At 60.0% G+C, this 22,165-nt stretch carries 18 protein-coding genes and 1 pseudogene; 11 read left to right on the forward strand and 8 right to left on the reverse strand.

Features of this window, described 5'->3' with window-relative positions; translation table 11 throughout:
- Window position 1 precedes the first annotated feature (1 nt).
- On the forward strand, window positions 2-961 hold the full coding sequence (locus tag PspS34_RS04480; protein WP_154861639.1) for a diiron oxygenase: 960 nt from the start codon (window positions 2-4) through the stop codon (window positions 959-961).
- A gap of 14 nt (window positions 962-975) precedes the next feature.
- Window positions 976-1,776: an N-acyl homoserine lactonase family protein gene (locus PspS34_RS04485; RefSeq protein ID WP_154861641.1), complete on the forward strand. Its 801-nt coding sequence runs from the start codon at window positions 976-978 to the stop codon at window positions 1,774-1,776.
- 1,052 nt (window positions 1,777-2,828) lie between these two features.
- Here the strand turns inward: PspS34_RS04485 and PspS34_RS04490 are convergent.
- The 4 genes from PspS34_RS04490 to PspS34_RS04505 all read right to left on the reverse strand — a co-directional run bounded on the left by PspS34_RS04490 (window position 2,829) and on the right by PspS34_RS04505 (window position 7,743).
- Window positions 2,829-4,259: a PLP-dependent aminotransferase family protein gene (locus PspS34_RS04490; RefSeq protein ID WP_154861643.1), complete on the reverse strand. Its 1,431-nt coding sequence runs from the start codon at window positions 4,257-4,259 to the stop codon at window positions 2,829-2,831.
- 218 nt (window positions 4,260-4,477) lie between these two features.
- Window positions 4,478-5,182 carry a hypothetical protein gene (locus PspS34_RS04495; protein WP_150815026.1) on the reverse strand — a complete coding sequence of 235 codons (705 nt, stop codon included), beginning with the start codon at window positions 5,180-5,182 and terminating at the stop codon, window positions 4,478-4,480.
- A 324-nt stretch (window positions 5,183-5,506) separates the two neighbouring features.
- Entirely contained in the window at window positions 5,507-7,027 is a 1,521-nt protein-coding gene (locus tag PspS34_RS04500; RefSeq protein WP_154861644.1) for a HAMP domain-containing sensor histidine kinase, read from the reverse strand.
- Window positions 7,024-7,743, reverse strand: a complete 720-nt coding sequence (locus tag PspS34_RS04505; protein WP_154910417.1) for a response regulator transcription factor — start codon at window positions 7,741-7,743, stop codon at window positions 7,024-7,026. Before PspS34_RS04505 ends, PspS34_RS04500 begins: the two co-directional genes overlap by 4 nt.
- A gap of 63 nt (window positions 7,744-7,806) precedes the next feature.
- Here PspS34_RS04505 and PspS34_RS28440 point away from each other — a divergent pair.
- The 4 genes and pseudogenes from PspS34_RS28440 to msrA form a co-directional block, all read left to right on the forward strand.
- Window positions 7,807-7,884, forward strand: a pseudogene (locus PspS34_RS28440) (outer membrane lipoprotein carrier protein LolA); the annotation flags it as partial.
- A gap of 135 nt (window positions 7,885-8,019) precedes the next feature.
- A complete protein-coding gene (gene msrB, locus PspS34_RS04510; RefSeq protein ID WP_154861646.1) occupies window positions 8,020-8,538 on the forward strand; it encodes a peptide-methionine (R)-S-oxide reductase MsrB in 519 nt (172 codons plus the stop codon).
- Window positions 8,539-8,571: 33 nt separating this feature from the next.
- Complete coding sequence (locus PspS34_RS04515) at window positions 8,572-10,347, forward strand: cytochrome c biogenesis protein DipZ (RefSeq protein ID WP_154861648.1); 1,776 nt, start codon at window positions 8,572-8,574, stop codon at window positions 10,345-10,347.
- A gap of 30 nt (window positions 10,348-10,377) precedes the next feature.
- On the forward strand, window positions 10,378-11,085 hold the full coding sequence (gene msrA / locus PspS34_RS04520; protein ID WP_154861650.1) for a peptide-methionine (S)-S-oxide reductase MsrA: 708 nt from the start codon (window positions 10,378-10,380) through the stop codon (window positions 11,083-11,085).
- Between the two features lie 46 nt (window positions 11,086-11,131).
- Here msrA and PspS34_RS04525 read toward each other — a convergent pair whose 3' ends face one another.
- The gene (locus PspS34_RS04525) at window positions 11,132-12,037 is read right to left on the reverse strand and encodes a LysR family transcriptional regulator (protein WP_154861652.1); all 906 of its coding nucleotides are present in this window, start codon (window positions 12,035-12,037) and stop codon (window positions 11,132-11,134) included.
- Between the two features lie 102 nt (window positions 12,038-12,139).
- On the opposite strand from PspS34_RS04525, the gene PspS34_RS04530 reads away from it, so the two are divergent.
- Window positions 12,140-13,315 (forward strand): aspartate aminotransferase family protein, encoded by a 1,176-nt coding sequence (locus PspS34_RS04530; protein ID WP_150815019.1) that lies wholly within the window; start codon window positions 12,140-12,142, stop codon window positions 13,313-13,315.
- Between the two features lie 128 nt (window positions 13,316-13,443).
- On the opposite strand, the gene PspS34_RS04535 is transcribed toward PspS34_RS04530, so the two are convergent.
- Window positions 13,444-13,944: an adenylate kinase gene (locus tag PspS34_RS04535; RefSeq protein WP_154861653.1), complete on the reverse strand. Its 501-nt coding sequence runs from the start codon at window positions 13,942-13,944 to the stop codon at window positions 13,444-13,446.
- A gap of 252 nt (window positions 13,945-14,196) precedes the next feature.
- Complete coding sequence (locus PspS34_RS04540; RefSeq protein WP_154861654.1) at window positions 14,197-15,123, reverse strand: hypothetical protein; 927 nt, start codon at window positions 15,121-15,123, stop codon at window positions 14,197-14,199.
- Between the two features lie 468 nt (window positions 15,124-15,591).
- Between PspS34_RS04540 and PspS34_RS04545 the strand changes: the two genes are divergently transcribed.
- Window positions 15,592-16,740 (forward strand): hypothetical protein, encoded by a 1,149-nt coding sequence (locus PspS34_RS04545; RefSeq protein ID WP_057716332.1) that lies wholly within the window; start codon window positions 15,592-15,594, stop codon window positions 16,738-16,740.
- A 209-nt stretch (window positions 16,741-16,949) separates the two neighbouring features.
- On the opposite strand, the gene PspS34_RS04550 is transcribed toward PspS34_RS04545, so the two are convergent.
- Window positions 16,950-18,872: an alkaline phosphatase D family protein gene (locus PspS34_RS04550; protein ID WP_154861656.1), complete on the reverse strand. Its 1,923-nt coding sequence runs from the start codon at window positions 18,870-18,872 to the stop codon at window positions 16,950-16,952.
- Between the two features lie 204 nt (window positions 18,873-19,076).
- On the opposite strand from PspS34_RS04550, the gene PspS34_RS04555 reads away from it, so the two are divergent.
- The 3 genes from PspS34_RS04555 (at window position 19,077) to PspS34_RS04565 (ending at window position 22,087) form a co-directional block, all read left to right on the forward strand.
- On the forward strand, window positions 19,077-20,057 hold the full coding sequence (locus tag PspS34_RS04555; RefSeq protein WP_154861658.1) for a quinone oxidoreductase: 981 nt from the start codon (window positions 19,077-19,079) through the stop codon (window positions 20,055-20,057).
- A gap of 13 nt (window positions 20,058-20,070) precedes the next feature.
- Entirely contained in the window at window positions 20,071-20,919 is an 849-nt protein-coding gene (locus PspS34_RS04560) for a TauD/TfdA family dioxygenase (protein ID WP_057716330.1), read from the forward strand.
- Window positions 20,920-21,034: 115 nt separating this feature from the next.
- Entirely contained in the window at window positions 21,035-22,087 is a 1,053-nt protein-coding gene (locus PspS34_RS04565; protein WP_150815015.1) for a 3-keto-5-aminohexanoate cleavage protein, read from the forward strand.
- The last annotated feature ends 78 nt before the right edge of the window (window positions 22,088-22,165 follow it).

Here is a 22,165-nt window from a genome sequence, read left to right on the forward strand (position 1 = left end):
CATGCAAACAGCAATCGAGATCGCCCAGGTCGATCATCAACTGATCGTGCGGCTCAACCAGGCCTGGACCAAGCGCGCCACAGTGTGTTCGCCGGACAGGGGCCAGGCGGAAGAAGTTTTTGATCCCGCGCGGCCGGACTACCCGGAGTGCATGGTGCCGTTCTTCCATCATCCGAAATTCCAGGCCTTGAGCGACGAGCTCAAAAGCAGCGTGGTGACCTGGGGCTGGATCGGCTACAACCTGCGCACCGTCACCGCCGAAGAACACGTGGTCAACCCGGCACTCAGTGTCATCGCCAATCAGTACCTGGGCAAGGATGACTGGCATTTTCGCGAGGCCATGCAACAAACCCTGATCGACGAGCACTACCACACGCTGATGCACCTGCGCGCCATCGAACGGACCAAACTGGACCGGGCGCTGGATCAGGATCTGGACTTGCCACCCTCCGTCACTTACCTGCGCCTGAAAGCCCAGCGTGAAGCACTGCCCGAGCAATGGCAGCGGGATCTGGCGGCGATCACGTTTGCGGTGGTGGCCGAGATCAGCGTCAACGCCTATCTGGACTTGCTGGCGGACGACCAGACCATCCAGCCGCAGAACCGCCGGGTGGCCGAACTGCACAACCGCGACGAGTACGCCCACAGCAAGGTGCTGGCCGAAGTGGCGAAGGTCATGTACGCCAACATGCAGCCCACTCAACGGGAATTTTTCGCACGCAACTTGTCAGTGGCGCTGAGTGCTTTTATCGCTCAGGACTACTCCATGTGGGAGGCGATTCTGACGCAGCTCGGGGTCGAGGAGGCGGCGCTGATCATTGCCGACACCCGCGAGAGCAACAGGAATGCGACCATCATGCGTGACTACAGTGGCCTGCATAAATTGGCCCATGACCTGGGTATCAGCGACCAGATCGATTTCGACTTTCGTCCGACCCTCAAAACCACGGCGGTCGCCTGAACCCGGAGGTGCTTATGTCCACGCCTGTGTACGAAGTGTTCGCCATCCGTGTCGGTGCAAACGCCCAGCGCACCGCCAGGGAGAATTTTCTCTACGACGCCTGCTGCGGTGATCCGAATGCGCCGATGCCGCTGGACTACTACTTCTGGGTCATCCGCAATGAACAACAGGTGATCGTGGTCGACACCTGTTTCCAACCGTCCACGGCGCACAGGCGCAATCGTCAGATGTACCGCCTGCCGGAAGAATCCCTGCGGCAACTGGATATCGATCCGGCCCGGGTCGAGCACCTGATCCTTACCCATTTGCATTGGGATCATGCCGGCAACCTCGGGTTGTTCCCCAAGGCGACCGTGCATTTGCAGGACGCGGAGTTGCGTTTCTGCACCGGGCCGAAAATGGTCCATCGCACGGTGAACAAAACCTACGAAGTCGAGGACGTGATGTCGGCGTTGCCGCCGCTGTTCGAAGGGCGGATGCGTTTGCACAACGGTGTTGTCGAGGTCGTTCCGGGCGTGACCCTGCATCCGGTAGGCGGGCATACGCCCGGCAGTCAGGTCGTGCGGGTGAACACTGAGCGCGGCTGGATCGTGCTGGCCTCGGATGCCGCGCATTTGTGGATCAACATTCGTGAGCGCAGTCCGTTTCCGATTCTCGATGACCTGGCGCAAACCCTTGAAGCCTTCACTGAGATCGACCGTCTGGCCGACAGCGAAGACCATGTCATCCCCGGCCACGACCCGCTGATTGCCGAGCGTTTTCCGCACTGGAATGATGACCCGCATATCATTTGCCTGCACCTGAATCCGCTCTGAAGATCACCTACAACCCTGTGGGAGCGAGCTTGCTCGCGAAGACGGCGGCACATCCAGCAACGATGTGCCTGATACACCGCTTTCGCGAGCTAGCCCGCTCCCACATTTGGTCGCTGTCGTTCACCGATGTTGTGCCCACCGAAAGTCCCTTGTGGGAGCGGGCTTGCTCGCGAAGACGGCAGCACAGCCAGCAACGATGTGCCTGACACACCGCTTTCGCGAGCAAGCCCGCTCCCACATGTGGTCGCTGTCGTTCACCGATGTTGTGCCCACCGAAAGTCCCTTGTGGGAGCGGGCTTGCTCGCGAAGACGGCAGCACAGCCAGCGACGATGTGCCTGACACACCGCTTTCGCGAGCAAGCCCGCTCCCACATGTGGTCGCTGTCGTTCACCGATGTTGTGCCCACCGAAAGTCCCTTGTGGGAGCGGGCTTGCTCGCGAAGGCGGCAGCACAGCCAGCAACGATGTGCCTGATACACCGCTTTCGCGAGCAAGCCCGCTCCCACATGTGGTCGCTGTCGTTCACCGATGTTGTGCCCACCGAAAGTCCCTTGTGGGAGCGGGCTTGCTCGCGAAGGCGGCAGCACAGCCAGCAACGATGTGCCTGACACACCGCTTTCGCGAGCAAGCCCGCTCCCACATTTGGTCGCTGTCGTTCACCGATGTTGTGCCCACCGAAAGTCCCTTGTGGGAGCGGGCTTGCTCGCGAAGACGGCGGCACATCCAGCAACGATGTGCCTGATACACCGCTTTCGCGAGCTAGCCCGCTCCCACATTTGGTCGCTGTCGTTCACCGATGTTGTGCCCACCGAAAGTCCCTTGTGGGAGCGGGCTTGCTCGCGAAGACGGCAGCACAGCCAGCAACGATGTGCCTGACACACCGCTTTCGCGAGCAAGCCCGCTCCCACATTTGGTCGCTGTCGTTCACCGATGTTGTGCCCACCGAAAGTCCCTTGTGGGAGCGGGCTTGCTCGCGAAGGCGGCAGCACAGCCAGCAACGATGTGCCTGACACACCGCTTTCGCGAGCAAGCCCGCTCCCACAGGTTCGTGTTCAACCTTGGTTTTTCAGGATTTGTCCCAACGTCGCCAAAGCCTCATCAATCCGCGGCGAATATGGCGCGCCACAGCCAATGCGCACAAAGTGATCGAAACGCCGGGCATTGGAAAAGATATCCCCAGGTGAAATCTGGATGCCGGCCTTCAACGCGTCGTGAAAAAACGTCATCGATGAATGCCGGCGAGGCAGTTCCACCCATAACAGCGTGCCGCCTTGCGGGTGGGTCACGCTGGTGCCGATGGGAAAATAGCGGGTGATCGCTGCGCTCATCTGCTCGCGTTGTGCGGTCAGGGTTTTCCTCAACCGCCGCAGGTAACGTTCGTAGGACGGGGTCTTCATGAACGCACTGGCCGCCAGTTGCGATAACGCCTCGCACCCGCGCGACTGCGTATGCTTGAGCATCTCCACGCGGTCGTGCCATTTGCCGGCGCTGATCCAGCCAAGGCGCATGCCCGGTGCCAGGGTTTTGTTCAGCGAGGCGCAATAGATCACGTTGTCGGTGCTATCCCAATGTTTGAGCGTGGACAGCGGCTGCTCAGTGTCCACAAGGTCGCCGTAGGTGTCGTCCTCGATCAGCACGGTGTCGTGCTCGGCGCACAGTTTCACCAGCCGTGCCTTGTTGGCGTCGGGCATGATGCTGCCCAACGGGTTTTGCAGGTTGGGGATGACGATCAGCGCCTTGACCCGTTCGGGGCCTTGCAGCAGCCGTTGCAGGGCCTGCAGATTGAGCCCGGTATGGGCCGAGGCCGGGACTTCCAGTACGCGCAGGTTCAGGCTTTCGAGAATTTGCAGCAGACCGTAGAAGGTCGGCGACTCCACGGCCACGGTGTCGCCGGGGCGGGTGACCGCACGCAAGGCCAGATTGATCGCCTCGGTGGCGCCGTTGGTGATCACGATCCGCTCGGGGGCCAGGTGGGTCTTGCTGGCCAGTGCCCGCCGGGCCAGGATGTTGCGCAATGCGCTGTTGCCGCAGGCGCCGCCCGCGGTGCCGAGCAGGCAGGCGTCGTAGCGCAGCGCCTTGATCATGTTGTCTTGCAAGGTCTTCAGTGGGTAAAGCTGCGGCGCGCAGTAGGCGCTGGCGAAATTGACCTTGATCGTCGCGCGCTGACTGGCCTTGAGCACCGCGCAGACCTGTTCATGAATGCCGACATACGCGCGGGTATCCAGCGCTGGCGCCGAGGTCGTCGGGATGGGCCTGGGCACAGTGTCGGGCTGGCGAATGTAGTTGCCGGAGCGTGGCCGGGCTTCCAGCACGCCATAGTCTTCCAGCTCCCGGCACACCTGCACGGCGGTCGACAGGCTGACGGCGTGTTTTTCCATCATCAACCGAATCGAGGGCAGGCGTTCACCGGTTTTCAGGGTGCCGCTGCGGATAGCGTCCAGGTAGTGGTTGGCCAGTTGGCGATACAAGGGGGGCGTGTTCATGATGACCTCGGCAGTTGCACCACTGAGGTCTGGGCTGGAAAGTGAGTTGACGCTCCCCGCAGGCGGACCCGTGGTGCTCATGGGTGAAGGGAAGTGGTGTTCTGCGTCGATACTGGAAGAGTAATCGCGGTTTTGCCCGAATCACGGGCAATAAAAAGCCCCGCACTGATGGCGGGGCTCATGGGGCAGTCCCTGAGGACCTTGTGGCGAGGGGCGCCTTACTGCGCGGCGATGCTGTACCCGTCGAACGCGGTCTGCTGCTGCAGGGCGGTGATGATGTTCTTGCGGTTGACCGCTTGCTCGGCGCCGCTGTTGTCCAGGAACGTCTCGCTTTCCAGTTCCGCCTCTTCGCCTTCGCCAACGAAGGTGAAGCCGAGGAATTCGAGGGCTTCACGGTCGACGCTCAGGCGCGAGCGCGGGGTGCGCATCGGCAGGGTGACGCTGATGCCGTTCTTGCTGATGGTGAACACTTCGACTTCTTTCTTCGCCTTGGCGGCTTTGCTCTTGCCGCCGCTCGGGTTGCTGATGGCCTGGTGGGTCTGGTTCAGCACCTTCAGGGCCAGGCCGTAGACGATTTCCTGGAACGCCGGATCGTCCTTGAAGCTGGACAGGATGCGGCTGATCGGGAATTTGCCGCTCAGGTCTTCGAGGGCGGCGATATCGGCGGCCTCGGCGTCCTTGAGCTGCTTGAGCTGGCCCATCAGTTCGTAGGCTTTATCGTCATCGAAGCTGTCGTGGGCCTGGCGGATCGCGGCGCGCAGTTCGCGGATCTGGTCGCTTTCGCGGGTGGACTGGAACGCGTCCAGCACCATCTCGCTGATGGTCTTGGCCTGAGGCACGTGTTGTGAAAGATTGATGGAGTTTTCGTATTCCGCTTTGGACGACAAGGTGATAACGGTTTCAGCGGTATTGGAATCGGACATTGAAATTTCACTACTTCTTTGAACTTGAATAGGGGCGAAAAAGCCCGGGGGCTTTTTCAGGCCGACTAATCTATTGGACCGGGGCGGCGTTGTCACGGATCAACAGGCGGCCGGTCATGTTTTTGCTCCCCTGTAGGAGCGAGCCTGCTCGCGATGGACGTTAACGATAACGCGTTCATTCCGGGTGTACGCGGTGCCCTTGAGACCATCGCGAGCAAGCTCGCTCCCACAGTGGTTTGGGTTGTTCGCAGATCTTGCGTACACCCACTCACCCTGTGGGAGCGGGCTTGCCCGCGATGGGGCCCTGTCAGGCACCACAACTTTTCAGGCCTGCCGCGGGGTATTCAGGTTCATCGACCGCACCGCCAACGCAGTCGCCGTTTCCTCATCGATCGGCAGCGAAAACCGGAACGTCGCACCCCGCCCCGGCACATCGATCAACTGAATCTCGCGCCCGTGCAATTGCAGGATGCGATGCACGATCCGCAACCCCAACCCGCCATCACGGCGTGCGCCGCCGATATTGAACGGCCGCAGGAACAACCCTTCGCGCAGTTCCGGGGCGATGCCGGGGCCGGTATCGCTGACCGTGACTTCGATGAATGAGCCTTGCGGGCGCAGGCCCAGTTCGACCTCGCCACCGGCCGGGGTATGGCGCAGGGCGTTGTCGAACAGGTTGGTCAGCACACGCTCGATTAGCCCAAGGTCGGCGCAGGCCGCCGAGACGTTGGCGGCAAAAGTGGCCTTCAACTCGACTTGACGCGCTTCGGCGGTGAGTTCGAATTTCTGGAAGATGTCCTGGGCCAGGTCAGTCAGGGAAAAGCGTTCCAGCACCGGCTGTACGAAGCCATGTTCCAGCCGCACCAGTTCCAGCAGCGACTGCGCCAGACCACCCACCTTGCGGCTCTGGTCCAGCGCGATGCCCAGATAACGACGACGGTCGGCAGGGGACAGCGTGGCGTCCTTGAGCGACAGGGTTTCCAGATAACCGTGCAACGAGGCCAGCGGCGTGCGCAAGTCGTGGGAGATGTTCGCCACCAGTTCGCGGCGCTCCTGATCCTGGCGGGTCAACGAGCGCCATTGCTCGCCCAAGCGTGTCTGCATCTGTCTGAACGCCGCATCGAGTACGGCGATTTCATCGTGGCTCGCGGCTTTCTCCACCGCGACGGGCAGGGCCGGTGTGACCGGCACCCCATCGATGTCGAACTGGCTGACGGTTTCGGTCAAGCGGCGCAACGGCCGGGTGATCAGGGCAAATGCGGTGAGACCGGCAATCAGGCACAGCAACGCCACCAGCCCGATGGACAACAGCGCGGTGTTGAGCGCTGCACTGGTCGCACCGCGTTCGGCCAGGCGGTCGTGATCCTCGCCGAGCAACACCACATAGAGATAACCGGCCGGCTTGCCGTCGACCTTCAGCGGCGCAGCACTGAACACCTTGCGCGCATCGACGCTGCGCGGGTCGTCGCCGAGAATCGGCAGGGCATCGCCCCGCAACAGGCGCTCGATCGGCGCCAGGTCGATCCGCTCACGACGGATCCGGCCTTCGGGCGCGGCGCTGCCGACAATCTTGCCCTCGGTGTCCAGCAGGTACACCTCGACGCTCGGGTTGACCTGCATCAGCTTGCTGAACAGGTCACGCACGGCATTGGGCATCAGGCCCTGTGTGTCCATCAGCACCGTGTCACTGGCGATGTGCTGCGCCAGGTCCCGGGACAAGCCTTGCACCACTTCCTGCTCATGCATCTGGTTGGAGCGCACCTGCATCCACGCCGACGTGCCGCAGCACACCAGCAGCAGCACGGCGAACACCAGGGACAGGCGTTGCGTCAGGGTCAGCCTCATGGCCGTGGTTCCTCCCCGGTGGCAAATTTGTAGCCGCGCCCCCAGACCGTGAGGATGCGCACCGGTTGCGCCGGGTCGGTCTCGATCTTGGCGCGCAGGCGGTTGATGTGGGTGTTGACCGTGTGCTCGTAGCCTTCGTGGCTGTAGCCCCACACGGCATTGAGCAGGTCCATGCGCGAAAACACCTTGCCGGGCTGGCGGGCGAAGAAATACAGCAAGTCGAACTCCCGGGGCGTGAGGTCCAGGCGTCGTCCATCGAGGGACACTTCGCGGGTGATCGGGTCGATGGCCAGGCCGTCGGTGAGCAGACTGCCGGCGTCCATCTTCAGGTTGCGCGCCATGGCATCGACCCGGCGCAGCAACGCCTTGACCCGGGCCACCAGTTCAAGCATGGAAAAGGGCTTGGCCAGATAGTCGTCGGCACCCAGTTCGAGGCCGAGAATCCGGTGCACTTCGCTGGAGCGCGCGCTGGTGATGATGATCGGCGTGTAGCGGGCCATGGCGCGGGCGCGGCGGCAGATTTCCAGGCCGTCGACACCGGGCAGCATCAGGTCGAGGACCAGTGCATCCCAGTTGCCTTGCTGCAGCAGGCGCATGCCTTCATTGCCATCGGCGCTGTGCACCACCTCGAACTGCTCGTCGCGAAGATGCAGGCAGATCAGGTCGGCGATATGCATATCGTCCTCGACCACCAGGACGCGTTTGGTCTGTTCCATACAGCTCAATCCTTCGGCGCATTGTGCGTAATGCCACTACTGTAGGAGCGAGCCCTGCTCGCGATGGAGGCCAACGATGACGCGGGACACCTGACACCCCGTGGCGCCCTCAGGTTCTTCGCGAGCAAGCTCGCTCCTACAGCTGTGGCATATGCATTGTGCGGGTTTTTCGGCGCCCGAGTTATCACGAATTGTTTAACTTCCCGTGAGGATTTGGCGATCACCCAAAGCCTAGGCTGTGTTCTATGAAACACCCCTGGATTTTTGGAGACGAACATGTTTTCACGACGGCAATTTCTTGTAGCGAGCGGCGGGCTGGGGGTGGCAGCCCTGGCGATCGGCCTGTTGCCGAAGTTTTCCACAGGCTCGGCCTTGATCAGTGAAGCCAGCGCAGCGGAGGTATTCGAAGTGACCCACAGCGACAGCGAATGGCACGCGATCCTCAGTGACGAGCAGTACGACATCCTGCGCGAAGAGGGCACCGAACGAGCCTACAGCAGCCCGCTGAACAACGAGCACCGCGATGGCACGTTCGTCTGTGCCGGTTGCGAGCTGCCGCTGTTTTCCTCGGCGACCAAATTCGACAGCCGCACCGGTTGGCCAAGTTTCTGGGCACCGCTGGACAAGGCCGTGGCGACCCGCCAGGACCGTGCGTTCGGCATGGTCCGTGAAGAGGTTCATTGCCGGCGCTGTGGCGGGCATCTGGGGCATGTCTTCGACGACGGCCCGAAACCCACCGGTCTGCGTTACTGCATGAACGGCCTGGCGATGAAATTCGTGCCCATGACGGTGTGATCCCCTTCCACTCACTTTTTGCAGGTAATCGCCATGTGGCTGCTGTTCCTCGCTTATCTCGGTGGTGTGCTGACGATTGTCAGCCCGTGCATTCTGCCGGTATTGCCGTTTGTCTTCGCCCGCACCGGGCAACCCTTCGTCAAAAGCGGGTTGCCGCTGCTGGTGGGCATGGCGCTGACCTTCGCGCTGGTCGCCACGTTGGCGGCGGTGGGCGGTGGCTGGGTGGTGCAACTCAATCAGTACGGGCGTTGGCTGGCGCTGGTGTTCGTGGCGTTGTTCGGTCTGACGCTGTTGCTGCCGCAACTGGCCGAGCGTCTGACCCGGCCACTGGTGGCGGCGGGCAGTCGTTTGTCGGAGGCGGCGGGCGCCGATGCACGGCCACGTCCTGGTGCTTCGCTCCTGATCGGCGTGGCCACCGGCCTGCTGTGGGCGCCGTGCGCCGGGCCGATCCTGGGCCTGCTGCTGACCGGTGCGGCGCTGCAAGGCGCCAGCATTCAAACCACCTTTTTGCTGCTGGCGTACGCCGCCGGTGCCGCCACTTCCCTCGCGCTGGCTTTGTTGCTGGGCGGCAAAGTCTTCACCGCGATGAAGCGTTCGATTGGCGCGGGCGAATGGCTGCGTCGCGGCCTTGGCGCGGCGATGCTGGCCGGTGTGGCAGCGATTGCCCTGGGTCTGGATACGGGGATTCTGGCGCGGTTTTCCACGGCGTCGACCAGTGGTATCGAGCAAGCGCTGGTAGAGAAACTGTCCGGCAAGTTACCGCGTAACAGCGGGGCGATGATGGCGCAAAACTCGACCTCCGCCGGCGCGGTGCAAGTGACTGACAAAACCCCGGGCTCCTTGCCGGTCGAAGGCAACCTGCCGTCACTGGAGGGCGCCGTGCAATGGCTCAACTCGCCACCCCTCGATGCCCAGGCCTTGAAAGGCAAGGTCGTGCTGGTGGATTTCTGGACCTACTCCTGCATCAACTGCCTGCGCTCGCTGCCCTATGTGAAAGCCTGGGCCGAGAAGTATCGCGATCAAGGCCTGGTGGTGATCGGCGTGCATGCGCCGGAGTTTGCCTTCGAACGCGACGTCAGCAACGTCACCAAGGCCATGAAAGACCTGGGTATCAACTACCCGGTGGCCATCGATAACGAGTTCAAGATCTGGCGCGCCTTCAACAACGAGTACTGGCCGGCGCATTACTTTGCCGACGCCCAGGGACGCATTCGTTATCACCATTTCGGCGAAGGCGCGTACGCCGAATCGGAGCGGGTCATCCAGCAATTGCTGCGCGAGGCGGGGGCGGCCAAGGTCGCCGACGGGCTGATCAGTGCCAAGGCCGATGGCGTGCAAATGGCCCCGGACAAGGACGCCGTGCAGTCGCCGGAAACCTATGTCGGCTACCAGCGCGCTGAGCATTTCGTGCCGGAAACCGCGCTGGTGCCGGACAAGGTCGCGGCCTACAACCCGCCGGCGCAACTGGCCCTTAACGACTGGAGCCTGGGCGGCCAGTGGCATGTCGGCCCGGAGCGGGCCACCGCCAGCGCCCCGGCCAGCCGCATCGTCTATCGCTTCCACGCCCGTGATTTGCATTTGGTGCTCGGCCCCGGCGCCGATGGAAAACCGGTGCGCTTCAAGGTGCTGATCGACGGCAAGGCCCCCGGCGATGCCCATGGCATGGACGTGGCACCCGATGGCAGCGGCACCGTGACGGACCAGCGTTTGTATCAACTGGTACGCCAGAGCGGCGGCGTGACCGACCGGACCTTCAGTATCGAGTTTCTTGATCCGGGTGCGTCGGCTTACGCCTTCACTTTCGGCTGATAACTGTTCAACGCTTCAGGAGTTCGCCCCATGAAAACACTCTTTACCTGGCGCCGTACCCTGCTGGGGCTGGCGGCTGCCGGCATCATCAGCCAATGCTCGGCCTTCTCTTTCGGCGGTGCCGAAAAGGCGGTCATCCTTCCACCGCCGGCCCTTGATGAAAGCACCCAGGCCCGCAGCGAAACTGCGGTGTTCGCCGGTGGCTGCTTCTGGGGTGTTCAAGGTGTGTTCCAGCATGTCAAAGGCGTGAAGAACGCCGTCTCCGGCTACGCGGGCGGGGCGGCCAATACCGCGCAATACGAGCGCGTCAGCAACGGCAATACCGGCCATGCGGAGTCGGTCGAAGTCACGTTCGATCCAGCCCAGGTCAGTTACGGCACCTTGCTGCAGATCTACTTTTCAGTGGCGCACAACCCGACCGAACTCAACCGCCAGGGCCCGGACAGCGGCACCCAGTACCGCTCGGCGATCTTTACCAAAAACGCTGAGCAGCAGCGGGTCGCACAGGCCTACATCACCCAGCTCGACGCCGCGCAAGTCTTCGACAAGCCGATCGTGACCAAGCTTGAAACCTTCAACGGTTTCTACCCGGCGGAGGAGGAGCATCAGGATTTCCTGACCGAGCATCCGACCTATCCATACATCGTGATCAACGATTTGCCGAAGGTCGCGCAGTTGAAACAGCTGTACCCGGCTCGTTATCAGGAACAGCCGGTGCTGGTAAAGGCGGGGATGTAGTGAATGGGGAATCGACGACCCTGGCACTGAATCGTCGGTCAGCGGATCAGTGCTTGCCCCACAGCTGCATGGCGAATTCGACGAAACGGCGCAACTTCGGCAAACGGTGGCGATCCTGGGCATAGACCAGGTGCATCGGCCGGCTGGGCGGACAGTAATCGGGCATCAAGGCCAACAGCTTTCCGTCCTTGAGGTCCTGCTCGACCAAGGCGTCGGGCATCATCACGATGCCCATGCCGGTGCGCGCCGCTTGATGCAGTCCGGCGGAACTGTTGATCAGCATCGGCCCGCCGACCCCCACGCTGACTTCGCCATCGGGACCGGCCAGGCGCCATTCCTTTTGCACCGATTGCCAGTCATCTCCGGCCGGATAGGCAAAGGACAGGCAGTCGTGATGGCGCAAGTCTTCAGGTGTTTGCGGAGTGCCGCGACGGGCCAGGTAGTCCGGTGACGCACACATGGTCAGGGTGTAGTCGATCAGCGGGCGGGCGATCAGGTTGGAGGGCTCCAGCGCCCCGAGGCGAAACGCTACATCGAGGCCGTTTTCCAGCAGATCCGGGCGTCGGTTGGTCAGCACCACGTCGAGTTTCACCCGCGGGTTTTGCCGGCTGAACTCACTCAATGCCGGGGCCAGGCGCTCGGTCCCGAAGGTCAGGGGCGCGGTGATGCGCAAGGTGCCGCTCGGTTCGTCCAGAGCCTGCTCGGCCAGTCGCTCGGAATCGGCCACCAACCCCAGCACCTCCAGGCAGCGCTGGTAATACGCGGCGCCGAACTCGGTCAGCCGCTGGCGCCGCGTCGTGCGGTTGAGCAGGCGCACACCCAGCCGTTGCTCCAGGGCCTTGAGGTGATTGCCAACCATGGTCGTGGACATTTCACACTGCAAGGCGGCGGCGGTCATGCTGCCGGTCTCCACCACTTTCACGTAGACGGTCATTGCCTGGAATAAATCCATTATCAAGCTCTGCTTTTAAATGATTGAAGTTTTACGGTGTTTATCCAGCTCTGGTGGCTAACCATACTGCAAAAACACCGACCCTTGCTGGAGCTTGATGTCATGACCGCCGCCTGCCTGATGAGCACTTACCAACCCCTGGCCTTGAGTTTCAACAAGGGCCTGGGCACTCGCCTGTGGGATCAGGCCGGTCGCGAATACCTGGATGCGGTCGCCGGTGTGGCGGTGACCAACGTCGGCCACTCCCATCCGAAAATCGTTGCCGCCATTACCGAGCAGGCCGGGTTGCTGCTGCACACCTCCAACCTCTACAGCATCGACTGGCAGCAACGGCTGGCGCAGAAACTGACGCAGCTGGCGGGCATGGACCGGGCGTTTTTCAACAACTCCGGGGCCGAAGCCAACGAAACCGCACTGAAAATCGCCCGGCTGCATGGCTGGCACAAGGGCATCGAGCAGCCGCTGGTGGTGGTCATGGAGAATGCGTTCCATGGCCGCACCCTAGGCACCTTGTCTGCCAGCGATGGCCCGGCGGTGCGCCTGGGTTTCAACAAGCTGCCGGGGGATTTCGTCAAAGTGCCGTTCGGCGACCTCGGCGCGCTGGACAAGGTGCAACAGGCCTTTGGCTCGCGGATCGTGGCGATCCTGATGGAGCCGATCCAGGGCGAAAGCGGCGTGCAACTGGCGCCGCCGGGTTATCTCAAGGCCGTGCGGGAACTGTGCAACCGGCGCTCATGGCTGATGATGCTCGATGAGATCCAGACCGGCATCGGCCGCACCGGCCAGTGGTTCGCGTTCCAGCACGAAGGCATCGTCCCGGACGTCATGACCCTGGCCAAAGGCCTGGGCAACGGCGTGCCCATCGGCGCTTGCCTGGCCCGTGGCAAGGCGGCCGAACTCTTCACGCCGGGCAGCCACGGCAGCACGTTCGGCGGTAATCCGCTGGCCTGCCGAGTCGGATGCACCGTGCTGGATATCGTTGAAGAACAAGGGCTGCTGGAAAACGCCCGGCGTCAGGGGGCGCGCCTGCTCGAAAGATTGCGCACAGAACTGGCGGGCAACCCGAACGTCTCGCAAATACGCGGCCAGGGCCTGATGATCGGCATCGAACTCAAGCAACCGATCCGCGACCTGAGCCTGATCGCCGCCCGGGATCAAGGCTTGCTGATCAATGTCACGCGGGGGAAAACCATTCGCCTGCTGCCGCCGCTGACCCTTGATGAGCGGGAGGTGGAGATGATTGTCAGGGGGGTGAGTGGTGTGGTGAAGGTGGCTTGAAATACGCTCCCTGGGCACCGCAATACCTGTGGGAGCGAGCTTGCTCGCGATAGCGATGGGTCAGTCACCATTGATGTCGAATGTGTTGCCGTCATCGCGAGCAAGCTCGCTCCCACAGGTTTTGTGCTTTAACCGATGGGTAATATTCCTGCTTCTGAAGCGAAGTCGGTGATTTCAACCCGATTGGTCAGGCGGATCTTCGAGGCACCAAAGTCATCGAACATCCGCTGATGCGCCGCAAATCCACTTGAGTCGTCACGGGTGCGATAGTTGCTAGCCCACTCCAGCATTGCAATGAATCGTTCGTCATCGTTGGCTTCCCGCCGGCGAATGTTGGCAACGCAATCGACGTCATCGATACACAGCCAGATCAACGCCGTGGCCCGGTGGAGGATTTCACTGACGATCCAGCCGTAACCCCCTTCGATCACCCAGCGCTCTTCATCGGCAGCGATCCGCGCCATTCCCAGCGCTTCATTTCGGGGGCGGGGGATGCTGTGTTCGTCGGACAGCCAGTGAATCCGGTCGAGATCGGTCCAGGGCACACGCAGTTGCTCGGCCAGCCGCTGCGCCAGCCAGCTCTTGCCCGAGCCGGAGTTGCCGATGATCAAGGTTCGGGTGAGGTTCATGAGAGACACCGATCAATTGTGGGTGTGAACCTGCTCGCGAAAGCGGTGCTTCAGTCAGCATTGATGCTGGATGTGCTGGTCTTATCGCGGGCAAGCCTGCAGGTACACCAGAATCTGCCGGCCTGTGCGCCTTGAGGTCCATCGGTAACTTGCCGTGCGTCACTGCTTATCATTTCTGTAAGCCCTTTTATAGTGTCAGTTTTTAGACATCGCTGTGATGTGGGTGGTTGTAGTGAGAGCGATTAGGTTGGCTCAGTTGTGAGTTGGGCTTACCTTTACTGCTGGGCTCAGGAAATCTATGTGATAGCCAGAGGAACCGTCCCCAATTGCTATATGAACGCCATTAATTCCTTCGTTTAATTGAGAGTTGATTTTGTAGTCAATGCTATTTGCGATTGTTTCGTTTACTCCAATAGCAAACTCAGTCAGCTTGAGGCCTCTAGGTCCTGCTGCAAGATCCAATAGTTTTATGTGTTCATTGCCATTTATTTTCAGTGAGGTGATTGTGTTTTCTTCAATGGTCAATAGTGCGCCTTCTTCAGATATGCGATCATTCAACCATTTTAAAGAAGTATTTAAGCCTTCTGGTAAAGCTGGGTTGGGTCTTCTAAGAACTGTAAGTGTTCCGGATATTTTTAATGTTCCGTGAAAGGAAAACGGACTCGGCTCTTGTGGCTTCATGTGAGCATAATGGACTTCAAAAAACTCCGCCACGGACTGAATGAAATCGTTTTCTATATCCTCGGTAATCAAAGCATAAGGCTGAGCGTGAGGGGCTATCGTTATTTGCGCGTCAGCGTCATTTCCGGTCAAGAAAAATGAGTTGTGTGAATTGAGCATGTTCAGTACACGTCTTTGTGTGCTTAGCGCTTGTTGAAAGTCGCTTATCAATAACAGATTCAAACTATAAAGTGCTGCTTTTAAAGTAGGCTCGAATACTTGTGTTGCACAAAAGATGCTTTTTTTGTGTTTGGTATTTTTCGCAATTTCAAATGTCTTTTTCGCTGCATCATTAGTGAATGAAAAGATGATGCTGTTTTTGGGGAGTCTGTCGATGTCAGAAATGTTGAGTGTCTTGAATCCTAAATTAGAGCACTCTTGGAGGAACTCCTCAAAGTCCGCAATTATGGAAGGCTCTTCTTGACCAAAGAGCGTTGTTATCATCGTTCTGGATAACATTGGTACCTCCTTTTTTGTCGGTGGGCGGCAAGAGTGATCTTGACGCCCATTTTCATCATTTACTCTTCAGTATGAGCCCAAGCTAACGGCGCCCAGCCAAAATTTTCCGGGCCGGAAGTTATGCGGGTGAGCTTTTCTTTAACGACATTTTTCTTTTTCATTTGATCGTCCTTTTTCATTTTGTTGGTTTTGTGCTCCCTGGTGGTCCTGAGGGGGCGAAATAATTAACACAGGTTTTTTTTTGATGTATTAAATAGGTTGCTTGAGGTTTTTTTAGAACTAATGATGCTTTTGAAGTGTTTTGTGAGAGGCTCTTGGTTATTTGTGTAAGTAGTGGCTGTAGTCCTCTTCTGAAAATTTAGTTTTTCACCGAATTTGGTTGTGAAGGACGATCTGAAATCGTTAGGTTGGTCTACGGGACTCTTTTTACGGGGGGCTACATTCAATTGTTAGTAAGGGGGTTGTTTAGTGCAGGAATCAAAGAAATATCTGACGGATACGTCCGTACACCAAGCCTTGTTACTGGCTGATCTAACAGAACCCGCTGCACCCGATCACGCCATTCGATTATTACTCAAGGAGGTCCTTCAAGGATTAACGGATAAAGGCTGGCCACAAGCGCAAGTGCAGACGGGGCCGAGAATTGTCTCCGCTGAAGAAAACTACGGATTGCTCGGTTATGACCCAGCAGAAATCACCCTCGGAAGTGCACACACCCGCTGGGTCGATGAGTGTTCGTTGCTGCGAACGCAAACCACCAGTCAAATTCCAGCAGCGCTTCAGCGAGCTGCCCAGCTACGGCAACCGGGGCAGTCAATATTATTGGCCGCGCCTGGTATCACTTTTCGTCGCGACAGCCGGGATCGTTGGCATTGTGCGGAACCCCATCAGATGGATATCTGGGTGCTCGGTGATCCTGATTTGTCGACGCATGAGCATTTACTTTGCTTGGTCGGCGATATCCTTAAATCTGCCGTGCCAGATATGCCTTGGATCTACAGTGATAGTCCGCATCACTACACTGAGGGCGGGATCGAAGTAAACCTGTTGAATGACGGCGTCCCTGTCGAGGTTCTGGAGTGCGGTCGAATTGCCAAATCATTATTGGAGCGACTGAAGATCGATCCTTTGCGTCATGGAGGACTGGCGCTGGGAATGGGATTGGATCGCTTGACCATGCTGCGCAAAGGCATCCCGGATATTCGTTTGCTACGTGATCAGAACGAACGAGTACAGGCACAGATGCATGATCTGAATCTGTGGAGCGCCGTCTCTCGGTTGCCTTCGATTACTCGAGATATTTCGTTAGCGGTAACGCCGGGGCTGAGCGAGGAGGTGTTGACTGAAAGGATGTTGCAGGCAGCTGGCGATTGTTCAGATTGGATCGAGGAAATGCAGATCAAAGGGCGCTGGGCGTTCACAGAACTGCCTCTGCAGGCCATTGATCGCCTCGGATTGCTGCCGGGGCAGGAGAATGTGCTACTACGTGTTGTACTGCGTGATTGTTCGCGATCAATCACCACTGCTGAGGCGAATGCCTTGTATTCGAAAATTCAGGTGGCACTCCATGAAGGTACGCCGGGGGCGGGTTACAGAATGGATTCCCCCAATATTTAACTGGCCTCTTCGCGAGCAGGCCCACAGGATCTGGAAATAGCACAAGAAGTGTATACGCCAGAAATCCAGTGTGTGCGAGCCTGCTCGCGAAGGCGGTATGACAGTCACAATTGTAGAGTCTGACAGACAGCATTCGTCGGTACGCCGCCCGGAGCAGGTCAGATCGCCGCACCGTCGCTTCCACAGTTTTTTGTGGTGTCTTCTCTGCCTCAATCATCGCTTGCCGGCGCAATCATCCGGGTCTTCGGTGAGCCGTTCGAATTGTGCTGATAGATGGTCTGCGGCTGTCCCAGGTCATTGAAATACACCTGGCCGATCCCCGCCGAGTTCCATAGCCGCTCACCCGCTTCGGCGTGTTCGGGCACGTGGGGCACGATGCGCATGCGTCGACGCTTGGTCAGCCAGTTCAACGGTGAGCGTGGCGAGTACAGCCAGCGGTTGAGGCGGTCGAACCACTCGAGCAGGCTGGGCGGGAATTCATTTTTGATGCCGCTGCTGGTGATCTGCCAGATGCGCGGTCCGGCCTTGCGGTGGCGGATCAGCACTTCGTAGACGAAGGAATAGTGCACATCGCCCGACAGCACTACATAGTTACCCGGGGTGCGCGAGTGGCGGAAAATGTTCAGGATCACCTGTGCCGCGCCGCGATGGGCCATCCAGTTTTCCGCGTCCACCAGCAGTGGATAACCGCACCAGCTGAATACCCGCTGCACGGTTTCAATCAGTTTGACGCCGAAGATCGGTGCCGGTGAAACGATGATTGCACTCGGGTGGTCCAGCAGTTCCTGTTGCAGTTCGCTCAGGGCTTCCCAGTCGAGCAAACCGGAAGGCTGCTTGAGGTTCATCTCGCTGCGCCAGCGCCGGGTGCGGGTGTCGATCACCACCATGGCCGGGGTGGTCGGCAGCACGTAATGCCAGTGCTGAAACTTCAGCAGATCACTGATCAAGTCATCCTGAACCGTGCTGTCGAGGTGAAGGTCGCGTGCACTGTCGCTCAAGGCTCCGGACTTTTCCAGCAGGGTAGTGAACGCATCCGGGTTGTTGCCCCAGCCCTGGCACAACATGTACGCCAGCAGCGCGTTGCCGATGATGCGCCGGGAGAACGGATGGCCGTAGGCCGTTTCTTCCCATTGCGCGGAAAGGTTCCAGTCATCGGTGATGTCGTGGTCGTCGAAAATCATCAGCGTCGGCAGATGCGCCAGTGCCCGCGCGACGTTGCCAAGGCCTGCCTTGAAGGCATCGATGCGCGTCTGCTCAAGGGCGTAGCGCTTGAGCCTTTGCGGCGTCAGCGTCGGTGCCTGGGGCGCGATCAGGGTCCAGGGCACTGGCGACCAGACCAACAAGTACATGGCCATGACTTCGGCGAAGGTCACCAGGTGATTGTCGGCGCTGCTGCTGGTGAAAATCGGCTTGCGCGCGCCACCGAAAAATCGCTCGCGCAGGGTTTCATTGCTTTGCAGTGCCGGCAGCAGATCCGCGCGGTGGTAGTAACTGGCCGGATGCTCGTAGAGCCTGGCGCTGTCGCTGACCACCGCGCCTTCGAGGTGCTCCCCGAACAGCCCCAGACGCGCGATCAAGGCGTGAATCGCCCGCAACATCGGCCCCGCGACATCGTCGGCGTAGACCTGATCGCCAGTCATCATCAGCAGTGCCGGGCGGTCCTTTGCCTCGTGTTCCTGGGCCAGCAACCGGTCGACGCACAGCAAGCCGTCTGTCGCCGGGTGATGAGGTTTGCGGCAAGAACCGTGCAGCAACTGGTCGACCCGTGCGCGCAGGACGAAGTTCGGGCAATGGGCATCGCCATACAGCAGGTGCGGTGCCCAGTCGGCGATGCCTTTTTCTGTGCCATCGATCAGCAGGTCATAGTCGATCGATTCATCCCGGGGCAGGGCGCAATCGAGTTTCACATCGATCAAGTGCACAAAGGCATGAGCCCCCACCGCAATCACCGTGCATTGCCCGGCATCGAGTCGGATATCGCCGACGCCCTGCAAGCGCAAGGTCAGCGCCAGCGCCCGGGAACCCACCAGCCACAGCACCAGCCGCATGGGCTCAAGACGCCGCAACAGCGGGCCGGCCAGGACCGGCGGCAGGGCTGGGTGATCGTTGGACAGTGGCAGTGCTTCGGACATCCGGGGTCAAGGCTCTTGGGGCATCGAGGCGGGCGATGATAGCGCAGGTGACGACCGGACCGGCTAGAACGATCCCGTTTCTGCCTGTCACCAAATGAAAAGCCATTGTCGTCTGATGAGAAGCGTCTCAAAGGGCCTCGTCCTACAGTCCAATCAGCGCAATTCGATGCAACACGCCCATATGCAGATTGGAGAATAAGAAAAATGGCCAAAGCCGTACGCTTCTACGAAACCGGTGGTCCCGAAGTTCTACGTTATGAGGACGTCGAAGTCGGCGAACCCGGTCCCGGCCAGGTTCGCCTTCGTCATGTGGCGGTTGGCCTGAACTATGCCGACACCTATTTCCGTAACGGTACCTACCCGATTCCGATGCCCAACGGCATGGGCGTCGAGGCCTCTGGCGTAGTCCAGGCCGTTGGTGAAGGGGTCACCGACGTCGAGGTCGGTGATCGCGTCACCTACACCGGTTTCCTCAACACCCTCGGCGCCTACAGCACCGAGCGCCTGATCCCGGCCGCGCCGCTGATCAAGCTGCCGGAAACCATCAGCTTCGAGACCGCTGCCGCGATGACCATGCGTGGCCTGACGTCCTCGTACCTGATGCGCCGCATCTACGACTTCAAACCGGGCGACAGCATTCTGTTGCATGCCGCCGCTGGCGGTGTCGGTCTGATCGTTTCGCAGTGGGCCAAGTTGCTGGGCCTGAACGTGATCGGCACGGTTTCGACCGAGCAAAAAGCGGAAATCGCCCGGGCTCACGGTTGCGACCATACGATCAATTACAGCCATGAAGACGTCGCCGCTCGCGTTCGCGAACTGACCGATGGCGTGGGCGTCAACGTGGTGTTCGACAGCGTTGGCAAGAACACCTTCATGGGTTCGCTGGATTCGTTGAAACCCCGTGGCCTGATGGTCTGCGTGGGTACCGCGTCCGGCCCGATCCCGGCGTTCGACCCGGTGATGCTGGCGATGAAAGGTTCGCTGTACCTGACCCGTCCTGCCCTGGCCAACTACATCAGCGACCCTGCGGAAAAAGCCGCCCTGGCGGGTGAGTTGTTCGACCATGTCGGCAGCGGCCGGATCAAGATCGAGATCAACCAGCACTACGCCCTGCAGGACGCCGTGCAGGCCCATCGCGACCTTGAATCGCGCAAGACTACCGGCTCATCGATTTTCGTCGTTTAAGGAGCGGCCAGCCATGAAAGTCGAACAATTGACCTGCAGCATTGGCGCCGAACTGATCGGCGTCAACCTGGCCGACGCAGTGCATGACGATGGTCTGTTTGCCGAGATTCGTGCCCAGTTGCTCAAGCACCGCGTGGTGTTCCTGCGTGATCAGGACATCACCCGCGCCGAGCACGTGGCCTTCGCCCGGCGCTTCGGCGAGCTGGAGGATCATCCGGTGGCCGGCAGTGATCCGGAGCATCCGGGGCTGGTGCAGATCTACAAGAATCCTGACCAGCCGATGGACCGCTATGAAAACGCCTGGCACACCGACGCCACCTGGCGCGAAGCACCGCCGATGGGCTGCGTGCTGCGTTGCGTGGAATGCCCGCCAGTGGGCGGCGACACCATGTGGGCCAACATGGTCCAGGCCTATGCGAATTTGCCGGAAGACGTAAAGGTCAAGATCGCCGACCTGCGTGCCCGCCACAGCATCGAAGCGAGCTTCGGTGCCGCCATGCCGATTGAAAAACGCCTGGCGCTCAAGGCGATGTACCCGGACGCCGAACACCCGGTGGTGCGCACCCATCCGGAAACCGGCGAGAAGGTGCTGTTCGTCAACGCTTTCACCACCCACTTCAGCAACTACCACACCCCTGAGCGGGTGCGCTTCGGCCAGGACGCCAACCCCGGCGCCGGCGAGTTGCTGCGTTACCTGATCAGCCAGGCGTACATCCCTGAGTATCAGGTGCGCTGGCGCTGGAAGCCCAACAGCATCGCCATCTGGGACAACCGCAGTACCCAGCATTACGCCGTCATGGACTACCCGCCGTGCCATCGCAAGATGGAGCGTGCCGGGATTATCGGCGACAAGACGTTCTGATCGAACGCCACCTGCATCCGCACTCGCAGCATTCGCACTCGTAAACACGTCTGCCCGGCACGACCCCGGGTGGGCGGAACAATCATAAGAACTGGCATAAGAACTGGAGTTAACCATGCAATTCTTCGACGATTCCCTGCACCCGGAAAACATGGAAAAGGTAGTCATTACCGTGGCCCCGTACGGCCCGGAGTGGATGCCGGAAGACTTCCCGGAAGACATCCCGTTGACCATGGATGAGCAAGTCCAGAAAGCGGTCGAATGCTATGAAGCCGGCGCCACCGTGCTGCACCTGCATGTGCGCGAACTGGACGGCAAGGGCTCCAAGCGCCTGTCGAAGTTCAACGAGCTGATCGCCGGTGTGCGTGAAGCCGTGCCAGACATGATCATCCAGGTCGGCGGCTCGATTTCCTTCGCTCCGGAAAGCGATGGCGAAGCGGCCAAGTGGCTGTCCGACGACACTCGCCACATGCTGGCCGAGCTGACGCCGAAACCGGATCAGGTCACGGTCGCGATCAACACCACGCAAATGAACATCATGGAACTGTTGTATCCGGAGTACCTGAAGGGCACCTCCCTGGACAACCCGTTGATCCACGCCGCCTACAGCGAAATGACCGTACCGGCAGGTCCGGCCTGGGTGGCCGAGCACCTCAAGCGCCTTATGGAGAACGGCATCCAGCCACACTTCCAGTTGACCGGCATGCACGCCATGGAAACCCTCGAGCGCCTAGTGCGCAGGGGCATCTACAAGGGCCCGCTGAACCTGACCTGGATCGGCATCGGCGGCGGTTTCGACGGCCCGAACCCGTTCAACTTTTTCAACTTCATCCACCGCGCGCCGGACGGTTGCACCCTGACCTCCGAATCGCTGCTCAAGAACGTCATGCCGTTCAACACCATGTCGATGGCCATGGGCATGCACCCGCGCGTGGGCAATGAAGACACTATCATTGATCACAAGGGCGATCGTTTCGGCTCGGTTGCACAGATCCAGCAAACCGTGCGCATTGCCCATGAACTGGGTCGTGAAATCGCCACCGGCAAAGAAGCCCGCGAGATCTACCGCATCGGCGTGCAGTACGAAACCATCGAAGAAACCCTGTTGGCCAACGGCATGGCCCCCAACCGCAAGGTTGGGCAGAAAGGTGTACCGCAACGCGGTTGACCTAGGGTCGGGGCGAGAGGCCGTGACCTCTCGTCCGCCTGACCGTTACACGCTTGATAAGAAAAATAAAACAAAGCT

Source organism: Pseudomonas sp. S34 (assembly GCF_009866745.1).
Lineage (GTDB): Bacteria > Pseudomonadota > Gammaproteobacteria > Pseudomonadales > Pseudomonadaceae > Aquipseudomonas > Aquipseudomonas jessenii.

What these genes read in the sequence shown, in the direction of transcription:
- PspS34_RS04480 (WP_154861639.1), top strand. Translation starts at nt 2, where the DNA reads ATGCAAACAGCAATCGAGATCGCCCAGGTCGATCATCAACTGATCGTG.
- PspS34_RS04485 (WP_154861641.1), top strand. Translation starts at nt 976, where the DNA reads ATGTCCACGCCTGTGTACGAAGTGTTCGCCATCCGTGTCGGTGCAAAC.
- PspS34_RS04490 (WP_154861643.1), bottom strand. Translation starts at nt 4,259, where the DNA reads ATGAACACGCCCCCCTTGTATCGCCAACTGGCCAACCACTACCTGGAC.
- PspS34_RS04495 (WP_150815026.1), bottom strand. Translation starts at nt 5,182, where the DNA reads ATGTCCGATTCCAATACCGCTGAAACCGTTATCACCTTGTCGTCCAAA.
- PspS34_RS04500 (WP_154861644.1), bottom strand. Translation starts at nt 7,027, where the DNA reads ATGAGGCTGACCCTGACGCAACGCCTGTCCCTGGTGTTCGCCGTGCTG.
- PspS34_RS04505 (WP_154910417.1), bottom strand. Translation starts at nt 7,743, where the DNA reads ATGGAACAGACCAAACGCGTCCTGGTGGTCGAGGACGATATGCATATC.
- msrB (WP_154861646.1), top strand. Translation starts at nt 8,020, where the DNA reads ATGTTTTCACGACGGCAATTTCTTGTAGCGAGCGGCGGGCTGGGGGTG.
- PspS34_RS04515 (WP_154861648.1), top strand. Translation starts at nt 8,572, where the DNA reads ATGTGGCTGCTGTTCCTCGCTTATCTCGGTGGTGTGCTGACGATTGTC.
- msrA (WP_154861650.1), top strand. Translation starts at nt 10,378, where the DNA reads ATGAAAACACTCTTTACCTGGCGCCGTACCCTGCTGGGGCTGGCGGCT.
- PspS34_RS04525 (WP_154861652.1), bottom strand. Translation starts at nt 12,037, where the DNA reads ATGGATTTATTCCAGGCAATGACCGTCTACGTGAAAGTGGTGGAGACC.
- PspS34_RS04530 (WP_150815019.1), top strand. Translation starts at nt 12,140, where the DNA reads ATGACCGCCGCCTGCCTGATGAGCACTTACCAACCCCTGGCCTTGAGT.
- PspS34_RS04535 (WP_154861653.1), bottom strand. Translation starts at nt 13,944, where the DNA reads ATGAACCTCACCCGAACCTTGATCATCGGCAACTCCGGCTCGGGCAAG.
- PspS34_RS04540 (WP_154861654.1), bottom strand. Translation starts at nt 15,123, where the DNA reads ATGTTATCCAGAACGATGATAACAACGCTCTTTGGTCAAGAAGAGCCT.
- PspS34_RS04550 (WP_154861656.1), bottom strand. Translation starts at nt 18,872, where the DNA reads ATGTCCGAAGCACTGCCACTGTCCAACGATCACCCAGCCCTGCCGCCG.
- PspS34_RS04555 (WP_154861658.1), top strand. Translation starts at nt 19,077, where the DNA reads ATGGCCAAAGCCGTACGCTTCTACGAAACCGGTGGTCCCGAAGTTCTA.
- PspS34_RS04560 (WP_057716330.1), top strand. Translation starts at nt 20,071, where the DNA reads ATGAAAGTCGAACAATTGACCTGCAGCATTGGCGCCGAACTGATCGGC.
- PspS34_RS04565 (WP_150815015.1), top strand. Translation starts at nt 21,035, where the DNA reads ATGCAATTCTTCGACGATTCCCTGCACCCGGAAAACATGGAAAAGGTA.